Annotated in this window: 12 protein-coding genes; 2 read left to right on the forward strand and 10 right to left on the reverse strand. The window is 43.3% G+C overall.

Going from position 1 to position 14,050, the window contains the following annotated elements; translation table 11 throughout:
* Window positions 1-28 precede the first annotated feature (28 nt).
* The 4 genes from ACE38W_RS07190 to ACE38W_RS07205 are packed head-to-tail and all read right to left on the reverse strand — an operon-like array spanning window position 29 to window position 4,600.
* Window positions 29-691 carry a bifunctional 4-hydroxy-2-oxoglutarate aldolase/2-dehydro-3-deoxy-phosphogluconate aldolase gene (locus ACE38W_RS07190; protein WP_375829723.1) on the reverse strand — a complete coding sequence of 221 codons (663 nt, stop codon included), beginning with the start codon at window positions 689-691 and terminating at the stop codon, window positions 29-31.
* 3 nt (window positions 692-694) lie between these two features.
* Window positions 695-1,693 carry a PfkB family carbohydrate kinase gene (locus ACE38W_RS07195; protein WP_375829724.1) on the reverse strand — a complete coding sequence of 333 codons (999 nt, stop codon included), beginning with the start codon at window positions 1,691-1,693 and terminating at the stop codon, window positions 695-697.
* Window positions 1,693-3,087, reverse strand: a complete 1,395-nt coding sequence (uxaC, locus tag ACE38W_RS07200; protein ID WP_375829725.1) for a glucuronate isomerase — start codon at window positions 3,085-3,087, stop codon at window positions 1,693-1,695. Before uxaC ends, ACE38W_RS07195 begins: the two co-directional genes overlap by 1 nt.
* A gap of 16 nt (window positions 3,088-3,103) precedes the next feature.
* Window positions 3,104-4,600: a tagaturonate reductase gene (locus ACE38W_RS07205; RefSeq protein ID WP_375829726.1), complete on the reverse strand. Its 1,497-nt coding sequence runs from the start codon at window positions 4,598-4,600 to the stop codon at window positions 3,104-3,106.
* Between the two features lie 213 nt (window positions 4,601-4,813).
* Here ACE38W_RS07205 and mnmA point away from each other — a divergent pair, with 213 nt between their 5' ends.
* Window positions 4,814-5,917, forward strand: a complete 1,104-nt coding sequence (gene mnmA / locus ACE38W_RS07210; protein WP_375829727.1) for a tRNA 2-thiouridine(34) synthase MnmA — start codon at window positions 4,814-4,816, stop codon at window positions 5,915-5,917.
* A 119-nt stretch (window positions 5,918-6,036) separates the two neighbouring features.
* Here the strand turns inward: mnmA and ACE38W_RS07215 are convergent, their stop codons facing one another.
* From ACE38W_RS07215 to ACE38W_RS07240, 6 genes are all read right to left on the reverse strand, one after another.
* Window positions 6,037-6,447, reverse strand: coding sequence for a hypothetical protein (locus tag ACE38W_RS07215; protein WP_375829728.1), 411 nt, complete (start codon window positions 6,445-6,447; stop codon window positions 6,037-6,039).
* 42 nt (window positions 6,448-6,489) lie between these two features.
* Window positions 6,490-7,053 carry a hypothetical protein gene (locus ACE38W_RS07220; protein WP_375829729.1) on the reverse strand — a complete coding sequence of 188 codons (564 nt, stop codon included), beginning with the start codon at window positions 7,051-7,053 and terminating at the stop codon, window positions 6,490-6,492.
* Window positions 7,054-7,175: 122 nt separating this feature from the next.
* The gene (locus tag ACE38W_RS07225; protein ID WP_375829730.1) at window positions 7,176-7,658 is read right to left on the reverse strand and encodes a hypothetical protein; all 483 of its coding nucleotides are present in this window, start codon (window positions 7,656-7,658) and stop codon (window positions 7,176-7,178) included.
* Between the two features lie 99 nt (window positions 7,659-7,757).
* A complete protein-coding gene (locus tag ACE38W_RS07230) occupies window positions 7,758-8,921 on the reverse strand; it encodes an Fmu (Sun) domain-containing protein (RefSeq protein WP_375829731.1) in 1,164 nt (387 codons plus the stop codon).
* A gap of 133 nt (window positions 8,922-9,054) precedes the next feature.
* Window positions 9,055-10,614 (reverse strand): 2-oxoglutarate dehydrogenase complex dihydrolipoyllysine-residue succinyltransferase, encoded by a 1,560-nt coding sequence (gene odhB, locus ACE38W_RS07235; RefSeq protein WP_375829732.1) that lies wholly within the window; start codon window positions 10,612-10,614, stop codon window positions 9,055-9,057.
* Window positions 10,615-10,722: 108 nt separating this feature from the next.
* The gene (locus tag ACE38W_RS07240) at window positions 10,723-13,479 is read right to left on the reverse strand and encodes a 2-oxoglutarate dehydrogenase E1 component (protein ID WP_375829733.1); all 2,757 of its coding nucleotides are present in this window, start codon (window positions 13,477-13,479) and stop codon (window positions 10,723-10,725) included.
* 277 nt (window positions 13,480-13,756) lie between these two features.
* Between ACE38W_RS07240 and rpsT the strand changes: the two genes are divergently transcribed.
* Window positions 13,757-14,011, forward strand: a complete 255-nt coding sequence (gene rpsT / locus ACE38W_RS07245) for a 30S ribosomal protein S20 (RefSeq protein ID WP_167015808.1) — start codon at window positions 13,757-13,759, stop codon at window positions 14,009-14,011.
* Window positions 14,012-14,050 lie beyond the last annotated feature (39 nt).

A 14,050-nucleotide genomic window follows, 5' to 3' on the forward strand; every position in this document is an offset into this window, starting at 1 on the left:
GATTTTGGAAATTATAAAGTGGCTGAATTTACGCTAAGCTCTTCAGAATTGCAAACGTTTGCATAACTTTTTCTTTCAATGCTGTCCAGTCGCGGTTTTCAATTACTGCTTTGGATAACAGGTTGGAACCCATACCAACGCAAACAACTCCTGCATCAAACCAGCTTTTCATACTTGCTGCTGTTGGCTCTACGCCACCAGTAGGCATAAACTTAAGGCCAGGGAATAATGGCTTGATAGCAGTTGCAAAGCCCGGTCCCAGCACATTTCCAGGAAACAGTTTCACCAACTGTGCACCATTCTTTTCTGCAACAGAGATCTCTGTTGGCGTCATACAACCCGGTATCCAGGTAATAGATTTCTGTTGGCAAATGGCCGCAGTAGCCGCATCAACAATCGGACATACAATAAAATCCGCACCCGCATCTGCAAAAAATGCTGCATCATCCGCATTCTTGATCGTACCTATCCCCAGGTACATCTCCGGCATAGTTGCTTTTTTCTTTTCCAGCATAGCACTGAAATTAGCCCTGGCAGCGGCGCCGCGACTCGTAAATTCGAATACACGCAAACCGCCGTCATAACATGCCTGTAAAACTTCCAGACAAACGTTTACATCGTCGTGGTAAAAAACCGGGATGATCCCGCTCTGCTGAAAAGCAGCTAAAATAACTTCTGATTTCGGCGCCATAGTCTACATCAATTTATAAATCTCTTCTATTGGAGTTGTATTAAAATCACCTTTCACAAAGAATTTGGAATAGGCTGCTGCAGCGGCAAAAGAAATAATGCCCTGATCATCTTTTCCTGCTAATTGTGCATGGATAAGTCCTGCCATAAAGCAATCACCACTACCCACTCTATCCACTACTTTATCGGTATCATATGCCTTACTCACACTCACTTTGCCTTCATTGTAGTAAAATGCATAATAATGATTATGTGTAGGCCCTGAAGAGAAGCGGAAAGTGAAAGCCACTCGCTTACAACGTTTATACCTTTCCGTTATTTCCTTTGCCACATGTGTTGCCTGCTCCAGGTAAGCTTCTTTCGTATCACGTTCCAGCTCTGCTGTGTTAAGTGAAGTATCCAGCATTGTATGTGCCGCCCAGATGTTACCCATGATCACATCACAATATTCCACCAGCTCCGGCATGATCTCAAAAGGCTTTTTGCCATACTGCCATAACTTGCTGCGGAAATTAAGATCTGTCGAAATAGTCAATCCCTTACGGGTGGCCGCTTCCAGCACTTCCTTACAAATGGCTGCTGCCTGGGGGTTCAACGCTGGCGTAATAGCGCTCCAGTGAAACCACTCTGCATCGCCCAGTAATGAATCCCAGTCTGTAGTACCTGGCTCAATGCCAGCAAAGGAAGAATACTTCCTGTCATACACAACTTCTGCATGTTTAAGATCGCTGCCCTGTGCCAGGTAATAAATCCCGATACGGTCGCCCCCCCATAACATCCTGTCTGTTTCTATTCCCAGTGCTGTCAGCTGTGATAACACATCCCTCGAAAGACCGTTGTCAGGCACTTTGCTGAGATAAGATACCGGCGTGCCCCACTGTGCAAGTCCGGCGGCTACATTAGCTTCCGCTCCCCCAACGTAAATAGCAGCTGTATGGGACGACAGCTGCGGGGAAAGCCTTAACAGGATCTCTCCAAACGTAATTACTTTTACTGCTTTCATTAGAATCCGAAATATGCTTTTGCATTATTGTAACAAATATCCTGCACCATCTTACCCAACCACTTCAAGTCATTAGGCAGCTCCCCATTTTCTACATCCCGGCCCAGGAGGTTACACAAAATACGACGGAAATATTCATGACGCGAATAAGAAAGAAAACTACGTGAGTCCGTTAACATGCCAACGAACCTGGAAAGCAAGCCCATATTGCTTAAGCAGTTCATTTGTTTTTCCATACCATCTTTCTGGTCGAGGAACCACCATCCGGAACCATACTGGATTTTTCCTGGTATACTTCCATCCTGGAAATTCCCTGCCATAGTAGCAAAAACATCATTGTCAGCACCATTCAGGTTATAAAGTATCGTTTTAGCGAGTCTATTATTCTTATCAAGCTCATTTAGGAAAGCACTCATGGCCATGGCATTTTTCCAGTCGCCAATAGAATCAACACCGGCATCTGCCCCGAAAGAAGCCAGCAGTCTGCTGTTGTTGTTCCTGATAGCACCTACATGGAACTGCTGTGCCCACCCTTTTTCATGATTCCACTCACAGATATGTAGCAGCACGGCTGTTCTGAACTGCTCATTCTCCAGCTCTGTAGCCACTTTGCCCGTTCTCCCCTGCTGGAAAATACGCTCCAGTTCTGTACCGGTAGCTGGCTTGAAATAAAAAGCACTCTGCCCATGATCACTCAGTCGGCCACCTTTCTCATGGAAATAATCATGGCGTTGTTTGAGACCTGCAAGTAATTTATCATAACTGTTGATATCCGTACCTAGTACTTCCGATAGTTTATCCACAAATGAATTGAACATAACCGGGTTATCCACCGCCATGGCCCTATCTGGGCGGAAGGTAGGTAACACCACCGTGCCAAAAGGATTAGCAGCAATAGTAGCATGGTGCTCCAGCGAATCCACCGGATCATCGGTAGTACACAATGCTTTTACCTGGAAATGTTGCAGCAGGGATTGCGTACTCAGGTCGGGCAGCAGCTCATTACAGCGTTTGTAGATGCTTTCAGCGGTGGACTCATTCAGCAGTTCCGTAATTCCAAAAGGATTACGCAACTCCATATGCGACCAGTGATACAGCGGGTTACGCATGGTATAAGGCGTAGTAGCGGCCCAATGCCGGAACTTCGTATAGTCGTCAGCATCACCAGTGATATATTTTTCCGCCACGCCATTGGCACGCATTGCACGCCATTTGTAGTGGTCACCCTTCAGCCAGATGGCCGTCAGGTTATCATACACCTTGTTCTGCGCAATTTCATCCGGCGGCAGGTGATTGTGATAATCGATGATAGGCATAGACATGGCGTAGTCAAAGTATAATCGCTTTGCTGTCTCTGTTTGTAACAAAAAGTCCTCCGACAAAAATTCTTTCATATTCGCTGTATATAAATTATCTGGAAGCCGCCAGTTCCTGACGGATGAATGCTTTTACTCCCTGTTGCTGTAATTGTTCAAGATGATTGGCAATGGTGGCAGTAAAGCCTGGAAGCCCGTCCAGGTTTACTTCCCAGAGACGCTGGTCAGCACATATCGAAGCTACCATTTCACGGCTGCCGTTATACTTATTCCAGTATTCTGCGAAAATGGAAATGTTATCATCTGTAATCAGGTATTCTTCTCCATCTCTTGCTCCATAGTATTTACCGCCCTCTTCACGCACCGGCTTCAGGAAAAGCAGCATGGCAGCGAAGCCCAGCGACATATAAGGAGGCAACGCCTGTTGCTGCTCATAGTAGCGCACCAGCGTGCGCACATTACGTGCATTCATTTTAGAACTCTCCTGGAAGGTAATGCTGATCAGCTTATGCGCGATAAACGGATTCGCAAAACGGTCCAGCACATCCTGTGCAAAGGTGCTGGCTTGCGGACAAATATCCTTGATGGTAGGCAAGATCTCCTGTAGCACTACCTGCTGGAAGAAATGCTTCATATATTCGTCCTGCATGCACTCATATACGGTGTTGAGGCCAGAAAGGAAGCCCATAGGCACAGAGGCTGTATGACTACCATTCAGGATACGCAACTTCTGTTCACGGAAAGGGATAATGCTTGGCGCAATCAGCATTCTTTCATCTGCCTTATAAAAAGAAAGAACAGACTTAATATACTCATCTCCTTCAATAGCCCAAAGTAAAAAGGGTTCTACTTCTATCCACAATTTATCAGTATAACCGGCTTTTTCTTCCTGTTCCGCCAAGTTTCGCGGTTTGCCAGGAACGATCCTGTCTACCAGAGAGCTGCAGAAACGGTTAGCATTATTGATCCAGTCGATGAAAGCCGCTGGCAATTCGTTGTATGCTGCCAGTTGAAGTACGATATCTTTCAGGAGGATACCGTTATCCACTACCAGTTCAGTAGGTACAATTACGAAGCCCGTATGGCTGCTGCCACCAAAGAACTGGAATCTTTCCCAGAGTATGGCCAGGAGCTTGCCGGGGAAGCTGGAAGGGACCCCTTCCGTGACTTTCTCCGGAACGTATTGTATGCCCACTTCGGTAGTATTGGATATAATAGTCTGTAAATCAGGCTGATGTACTGTTTTTAGAATCTCTACCCACTCTGCATTCGATTGCAAAACACGGGAAATAGAAGCATTTACCAGTACGCTATCAACCAGTTCTCCCTGGGAAATTCCTTTGATATGCGTAGTATAGAGGCTATTTTGCTGGTCAAAATCGTTCGTATCACCGTCCGTGCTTTTGATGACAACGATGCGGCCCTGGAAGATGCCTTGTTTGTTTGCTTTATCTACGAGGTAGTCTACTAATCCGCGCAAAAGCACGCCAGTACCGAATTGTAGTATTTTTTCCGGGTATTGGAAAAGGTTTTCATGAACGCCGGAATCAGCTCTTCTCAGGATGAGCTCTTGGTTAAGTGTTGCTAACATTTACTTCTACTTTGGACACTAAATATAGAATGCGAAATTAACAATTTGAAGCAAAAGGTAACATTTTGTAGTAATTCGCTAATTAAACGGCATAGATTAGCAAAAAGCTATCATCAAATAGTCATAATTGATGGTGGCATTGCTAATATCGATAATGTGAGTACCTGCATTGGCAGGAAAATAAGTAATTTTGCAGCCTTAAACTATTTTAAAATGAGCAAGCATGGAAAAGTGCTGGTTGCCATGAGCGGCGGTATTGATAGTACTGTAACGGCGCTGATGTTGCATGAACAGGGCTACGACGTGGTGGGTATCACCATGAAGACCTGGGATTATGCATCGGCAGGCGCCAGCAAGAAGGAGACCGGCTGCTGTAACCTGGATTCATTCAATGATGCACGCGCTGCAGCGGTGCACCACGGATTCCCTCACTTTGTGCTGGATATCCGCGATGAATTCGGCGACTTTGTGATCAATAACTTCGTAGATGAATATATTGCAGGACGCACGCCTAATCCGTGTGTGCTCTGTAATACACATATCAAGTGGCGCGCATTAATGAAACGCGCCGATGCACTGGATTGCGAATTTATTGCCACTGGTCACTATGGCCAGATTCGTCAGCACGATAACGGCCGTTTTGTTATCAGCAAAGGAATAGATGAATTAAAGGACCAAAGTTATGTTTTGTGGGGTATCGATCAGGGAGTTTTATCCCGTACCCTGCTGCCATTAGGTAAGTACCGTAAAACAGAAATCAGGCAGATGGCCTTCGATTTCGGTTATCCGGAGCTGGCAAAGAAAGCAGAAAGCTATGAAATCTGCTTCGTGCCAGACAATGACTACCGTGGCTTCCTGAAACGTAAGGTAGAAGGCCTGGAAGAAAGAGTAAACGGCGGTAATTTTGTACTCGCAGACGGTACTATCGTGGGTAAACACAAAGGTTATCCATTCTATACCATCGGTCAGCGTAAAGGCCTGGATATTGCCCTGGGTCGCCCTGTATTTGTTACAGAGATTATCCCCGAAACCAATACCGTAGTATTAGGTAATGAAGATGAACTGCAGAAAAACGAGATGTTTGTAAGCGGTATCAACATGGGTAAATACGAAACTATTCCGGAAGGAATGGAATCAATTACCAAAATCCGTTATAAAGATAAAGGTGCACTCAGCACCCTTCACAATGAAGGTGGTCTCGTAAAAGTGAACTTCTTCGAACATGTGAAAGGTATCGCTCCTGGCCAGTCAGCCGTTTTCTATGAAGGCGATGATGTAATCGGTGGTGGTATCATCCAACGTGCTACGTCTATCTAAATTGATATTTCTATCATAAACGAAAATCCGTCTCTACGCTGTAGAGACGGATTTTTTATTGTTGATATTTATAGCAGCATAGCTTAATGCATCATAATAACTCACTACCGCTATTGATATTATTCGCTGATTCTCTCTTGCTCCCCTTTATTTAACCAGTCAACAAAAATCCTTACCAACCCCTTAAACCATTCCCAATTAAAAATTAGAAAAAGTATTAATAGTAATAAACAATATGGCTGCAACACTATAGTCAGTTTAGCATTACTAATACCTCCCCATATACTGGTTCTGCTTATGGTAGTTGTAAATGCCGCCTGACCAAATGTACTTAATAGTAACACAACAAAAGTTGCATATCTGTTTACTGTTTGATTAAATGGAATAGCGATCAGCGCTACCAATATCAAGACTAAACCAATATAATGTTCATAGGTAAAGCAATACTGCGTAGTAGCAACTTCATAAATACTGTAAGCCATCAAACAACTAATGACTAATAGGGAAATATAAGGGAGTATTTTTTTCATAAATATTGCTACTAACTATAATAATTTCGTACCGATATACTTTCATTTCGGCCGCTTATTCAAACGCTTATAAATAATCTCCTGTCTTAAATAATCCCGAAATCCTTCTAATAACTGTTCATTTACCATTCCACGATTCCACATTAAATTATAGCCGTGTGATAGAAAATAATTCGGTCCGTCAAATACACCATATTCTTTGTCAGTTTTAGCATCCGCACTTAAAATACTATCCGCTTTGTGACTAATTACATTCCATGTTAATGTATCCACAGCAAATATTAAACTTTCATAAAACCGCACTCTATTCAAGCTATCCGACATATCAGCCGCAGCACTATAATAGGGTGCTATTGCGTAGTTAACAAAAATGTTAGCTTGATTATTTTTCTTTTTAATATATACATAATACGAAGTATCCCATACTTTTTCATAAGCAAAAAATAAATCCGTACTATCCAGGTTTTCACTAATAGGCACAGGAAATTTAAGGGCCAGATATTTCATTTGCTGCTCATCATTTTTATCATGTAAATGCTCATGTACAGGCTGTCTACAGGAAATAAACAAGAAGACTAAAATAGGGACCGATAAGTATCGCATCATTACATAGATTAAAATGACTTATTACTATTCTGACATTAAACTTGGTAACGGCAAACGCCCTCTGTTACCTAATTGATTACATAAGGTACAAACAACCGCCACTCATTTACTATTCACTTAATTCAATGCAGAGGCGTTGGTACCTGCATCCCTTTTCTACTCTCAAATACAACTACACTATCAATAGACTTTAATGTCAACCTTTCTGAGATTTCACACAAAAAATTCATAAAAGTTCGTAATCGCGCAGGACCCGCACCATATACATATATCCTTTTATTATTAAAATCCGGAAGAATAATTTGGAAAGAGGATGCATCTGTTATGTCCTGTGTATATGATTCCAGATATCTTTTAAAAGGCGTTCTCTGATAAGCGCTGTCCAATTGCAGTAAATCACGCTCACTCAACTGGGCGCTGAAAAAAGATTGATGCCACCTTCCTTTGGAATATAAGACCTTTCCAATACTATCGATAATTATAGAAAAACTTTGTTCCCAGCCACTGTCATAGCTGATATCTAATTTATGAAAAGATGCTATGGGCTTTTTATGCCCACAACTAATTAAAAAAATGATGAAAAATAATATCAATAATCTTTTCAAGGTAAGCGTACTTATTGCTACAGTGTTCACATTTAAGATAAATAAAAAAGGATATCCTAAGATATCCTTTTCAATATGATTATGATTAAGATTTTATTCTTACCTGGTAAATTTCACCGCAAACATCGTATCAGCACCATTACCATACCCAGTAATAATACCGCCTTCCTGACGCTTTAAATCACTGTTAGCCTCGATAAAATCTACTACATCCTCATTCTCCTGACGAAAAACAGAACAAGTGATATAAATAAACGAGCCTCCAGGTTTCACAAACGATACAACGTTAGCGGCTATACGCTTTTGCAAATCAGCATATTTGCTGATCTCCTCTTTCTTAAAAAAAGAAAGATTTTCAGGCGTTCGGCCCCAGGTACCGGAACCGCTGCAAGGCGCATCCAGTATGATCCCGTCAAAACTTACTTTGCCCATAGTTCCCGGAAACGCAGGATTGGTAAGGTCAGCCACACGCTCTTCATAATTTTTCACACCTGCGGCTGCAAAACGCTTCTGCAGGTTTTCGAGAATAGACCTTCTCACATCACTCACGAGCAACTGTACTCCAGGCTCCTGATCTTTAAGCAAAATAGATTTTCCACCACTTGCTGCACAACAATCCCACCAGCGCTCACCCCTACGTGGCTTGAATAACAAACCTGTCTGCTGACTGCTGGCATCCTGTACTTCATACCAGCTCTTCTCTGGCAATAAGTCTTCTATCTTGGTACCATTAGGTAATGCCAGGGTTGTCTTATTATCCCAAAGCTGATAGTTAATGCCAGCTTTATCAAGAATACCAAGTACTTTATCCTGCTTATTATTTCTGATACGTATATAGAAATGTGGTTGTTGCAAATAACTTTTTGCAAATGCATTCGCATCAATTCCTTCGGAAAGCTCATCTGCAAAAGGAAACAACGCAGCTGCTTCTAACGCTCCATTACCGCTCAATTGCAATTTCTCTTCAATTGAATTACCCACAGCCGCATTCCATTCTGGCTTCAGCTGTGCCAGCAAATCATTAGGTGTGGTTTCACACAGAAACGTTCCTAATAATAAACGTTCCGCAACATCCTTATCACGCTGCCACCATCCTAAACGGTAATAGTGATATACCAGCTGTGAAATCCAGCGTCTGTCGCGACTCCCCATCTGGGGATGCTGCTTAAAAAATGCTTTCAGAAAATGATGCAACGGAGGATCGCCTTTATAGGCATTGATAACTTTTGTTGCTGATAAGAGATAACTGTCCCAACGGCTCATGCCGCGAAGATAAGGGTTTCCTTCGCCTACAGCGGTATTTTTATTCGGATCTTTTCCTGACAGGAAAATCTAAAGAAAAAGGCCGTCTCTACTGTGTAGAGACGGCCTGTATGTTATTCTAAATACTATCAGATTAGAGCTTCAGCAGCGCTTTCAGCGGATCTTTACCGAACAGTAACTGCTCAGGATTTTCCAGCATTTCTTTCACTCGTACCAGGAAGCTTACTGATTCACGACCATCGATAATACGGTGATCGTAGCTCAGTGCAATGTACATCATCGGGCGAATAACCACCTGACCATTCACTGCCATCGGACGTTCCTGGATTTTGTGCATACCAAGGATCGCTGACTGAGGAATGTTGATGATCGGTGTACTCATCAGGGAACCAAATACACCACCATTAGTGATAGTGAATGTACCACCGGTCATTTCCGGTAAAGTCAATTTGTTATCACGAGCTTTGGTAGCCAGGTTCAGTACTTCTTTCTCAATTCCTGCCATATCCAGACTCTCCGCATTACGGATAACAGGTACTACCAGTCCTTTAGGGGCAGATACTGCAATTGAGATATCGCAATAATCGTGGTATACCAGTTCCTCTCCATCGATGTAAGCATTTACGGATGGGAATTCCTGTAAAGCAAAGCAACATGCTTTTGTGAAGAAGCTCATAAAGCCCAGGTTCACTTCATGTTGTTTCTTGAATACTTCTTTGTATTTAGCACGCAATGCCATGATTTCGGTCATGTCTACCTCGTTGAAGGTAGTCAGCATAGCGGTGGTATTTTTAGCTTCTACCAGGCGGCGGGAAACGGTTTTACGCAGGTTGCTCATTTTCTCACGACGTTCGCCACGAGAGAACATTTCCTGACCGATAGCCACACCTGGATTTTGTAAGGCAGCATATACATCGTCTTTTACGATTTTGCCATGAGCGCCGGTACCTTTAATGGTAGATGGATCTACGTGTTTGTCAGCAATTACGGCCGCAGCAACAGGTGTTGCTTTAATGTCGTTAGGAATGCTGGTTACAGGTGCCTGCTGAGCCTGAGGTTTTGCAGGTGCTGCTGTTGGAGCAGGAGCCGCTGCTGGAGCAGCTTTACCAGCTGGTCTTGCAACGTCAGTATCTATTTTGCAGGCTACATCCCCAATTTTCAGGGTATCGCCTTCTTTTGCAACAAGGATCAGCTTACCAGCTTCTTCTGCATTGAGTTCGAAGGTAGCTTTCTCAGATTCCAGTTCACAAATAACTTCATCACGTTCTACGTAATCACCATCATTTTTGGTCCATTTCACGAGCGTTACTTCACTGATAGATTCACCTACTGTAGGAACCTTCATTTCAATTACCCCTTTATTTACGGCTGGAGCTGCAGGTGCCGCTTCTGCTGCTGGTGCAGCCGCTGGCGCAGGCGTTGCTGGTGCCGCTGCCGGAGCAGCTGATGCTGCATCTGTATCGATGGTGCAGGCAACATCTCCAATTTTCAGTGTAGCGCCTTCCTGTGCATTCGCGGAAATTTTCAGTACACCCGCCTTCTCTGCATTCAGCTCAAAGGTAGCTTTCTCTGATTCCATCTCACACAGTACTTCGTCCTGTTGCACATAATCTCCATCTTTTTTCAACCATTTCGCAATTGTTACCTCGCTAATAGATTCTCCTACCGTAGGGACTTTGATTTCGATAACCATATTTTATCAGTTGATGGTGAACCTGTTATTGACTGTCAAAAAAACTGTTGTTCTGGAAAAGTCTAACAGTTAATAACAGGTATCTGTTTTATTAGTTTGAATATTTTATTAGATGTTAAAAGCGGTATCAATGATCTGCTGTTGTTCGCGGGCATGCACTTTTGCATAACCAGTGGCAGTAGACGCACTTGGATTACGGCTGATAACACCGTAGTTGATCTGTTTCAGGTTCATCTGGAGGTAAGCAGCAGCGCCCATGTTCAGCGGCTCTTCCTGCACCCAGAAGAAAGTAGCTCCTTTATATTTAGCCGCAATAGCTTCCAGTTGTTTTACTGGCAGCGGATACAGCTGTTCCAGACGAACAATAGCCACATCTTTGCGGTCTTCTTTCGCCTGTTTATCGCTCAGATCAAAATACATTTTACCAGTACACAGTAGCACTTTCTTCACCACTGAAGCATCCTGGATATATGGATCATCCAGTACTTCTTTAAATCCACCCTGGGTAAATTCTTCCATGGTAGAATATGCTCCCACATGACGCAGGTTAGCTTTTGGTGAGAAGTTGATCAGTGGCTTACGGAACTGCCATGTCAGCTGACGGCGCAGCGCATGGAAGAAGTTAGCTGCTGTAGTAATGTTGGTCACTACCATGTTTTCTTCTGCACATTGTTGCAGGAAGCGCTCTGGACGTGCGTTGGAGTGATCCGGTCCACCACCTTCATAACCATGAGGCAATAACATTACCAAACCATTCTGTGTTGTCCATTTCTGCTCTGCACTGCTGATATACTGGTCAATCACTGTCTGCGCACCATTTACGAAGTCGCCATACTGTGCTTCCCAAACTACCAGGCTATTAGGCGTTGCCATAGCATAACCATACTCAAAGCCTAATACACCATATTCACTGAGGAGTGAGTTGTAAATTCTAAATTTACCCTGCTCCGGAGAAAGTTCACCTAAACGGTTATACGTAGCGTTGGTATTCTCATCAAAGAGTACCGCATGGCGGTGAGAGAAGGTACCACGTTTTACATCTTCCCCGCTCATTCTTACATCTTTACCTTCGCTCAGTAAGCTACCATAAGCCAGCAGCTCACCTGTAGCCCAATCCACTTTACCTTCTTCCTGATAGAGTTTAATCTTGTCCTGCAGCAATTTGCTCACTTTACGTAAAGGAACAAAGTCTGCCGGCCATTTCATCAGACCATCAAAAAGACGTTTGAATTCATCTTCGTTGATAGCTGTTACCGGAGATTGATCGAAGTCCTGTGGAGTTGCTTTACGCAGCGCCAGCCACCATTCTTCCGGTTTCTGGTTTACATAAGGCAGCGGATGTTGTTTTACTTCATCCAGACGTGCCTGCAGCTCATCCCAGAATACTTTCTCCATATCTTTTGCCAGTGTCTGTGCATCGGCTTCGCCATTTTGCAGCAGGAACTGGGTGTATACTTCACGTGGGTTCTGATGTTTATCGATCAGTGCATACAGACTAGGTTGTGTAAACTTAGGCTCATCACCTTCGTTGTGACCGTGTTTACGGTAACATACCATGTCAATATAAACGTCTTCGTTAAACTCCTGACGGTAACGTGCTGCCAGCTGAGATACTTTAACCACCGCTTCTGCATCATCACCATTTACGTGGAATACCGGCGCCTGCACGATAGAAGCAACGCTGGTACAGTAATCAGAAGAACGAGCATCATCGAAATCGGTAGTGAAACCAATCTGGTTATTAATTACAAAGTGAATGGTACCACCTGTATAGTAACCTTTCAGTTTGCTCATCTGTGCTACTTCATAAACGATACCCTGACCCGCTACCGCAGCATCACCGTGGATGAGGATTGGCAGAATTTTATCGTAATCGCTATTATATATTACATCTGCTTTGGAACGGGAAAAACCGATCACAATCGGATCTACCACTTCCAGGTGGGATGGGTTAGGCATCAGCTGCAGGTTTACCTGTTTGCCATATGCCGTTTCAACCTGAGAACGGAAACCGAGGTGATACTTCACGTCGCCGCTACCCATGGTCATATCCGGGATCGCCAGACCTTCAAATTCATTGAAGATCTGCTCATAAGTTTTACCAAGAATGTTTGCCAGTACGTTCAAACGACCACGGTGAGCCATACCGATCACAGATTCCTGTACACCATATTCCACAGCTTCGCTGATCATAGCATCCAGTGCAGGAATAGTAGATTCACCACCTTCCAGACCGAAACGTTTCTGTCCAATATATTTAGTGTGTAAGAATTTTTCGAAGATCACACCCTGATTTAATTTCATCAGGATACGACGACGTTTTTCCAGTGATAACGGAGTACTCATGGCGGATTCATATTCTTTCTCCAGCCATTTTGCTTTTTCACGGTCATTAATGTAGGTATACTGAATACCTACTGATCCAGCGTAGATCTTATTCAGGAATGCCAGAATATTCTCTAACGTGGTTTTGCCAAGGCCAAGGAAGGAACCTGCGAAGAATTCTGTCTTCAGGTCTGCATCACTCAGATCGAAATTAGTTATTTCGAGGCCGGCTTTTCTGTCTTTTCTTTCGCGAATCGGATTGGTTTTGGCGATCAGATGGGCTTTTTTGCGATATGCCTGAATCAGGCGATATACACCAAACTCTTTCACCAGCTGGTCGTTGGTCACCGGTGTCCCTCCTCCTGCAGCTGCCGGTGCAGCGGGTCCCGCCTTACCATTAGCGTTGGATACTGCAAAATCAAACCCTTCAAAAAATTTTACCCATTCTGGGTCTACGGAATTAGGGTCTTTGCGGAAATCCTGATATAATGATTCTATGTATGCAGGATGCGAGTTGGTGACAAATGAGAAGTCCTTCATTTACAACGAGTTTTGCTGATCTTCAGTTCAAATACTTTTCTGTTGATTCCCATCATCATATAGGTAGATTTCCCACATTATATAACGCATGGGAATGCAAATATCGCTCGTTTTTCATTACAGAGTATCTAAAAAATTATAAAATAATAAGCAGATTTATTATGTAGGAGATACCGATCAATCACTTATATTTGCACCTTTATCGGCAGGGGAATTTTATTTTGTACTTTATTAGAAAAAGTATTACCTTTGCCGTCCGAAACTTGAAATTTGAAAAATGGCAAACCATAAAGCAACGAAAAAAGACGTACGTCAGAGCAAAAAACGTAATGAACGTAACCGTTACTACGGTAAAACTACCCGTAATGCCATCCGTGACCTGAAAGCGATTACTGAGAAAGCGGCAGCGGAGAAAGAATTGTCAGATGTAGCTTCTATGATCGACAAATTGGCTAAACGTAACGTTATCCACAAAAACAAAGCTGCAAATCTGAAAAGCAAGCTGGCTAAGAAGGTAGCTTCTTTAGCTTAATTGCTTCAGTAACAATATTTATAGCTCTTCCTCTAAAGG

This window comes from Chitinophaga sp. Hz27 (assembly GCF_042263525.1).
Taxonomy (GTDB): Bacteria; Bacteroidota; Bacteroidia; order Chitinophagales; family Chitinophagaceae; genus Chitinophaga.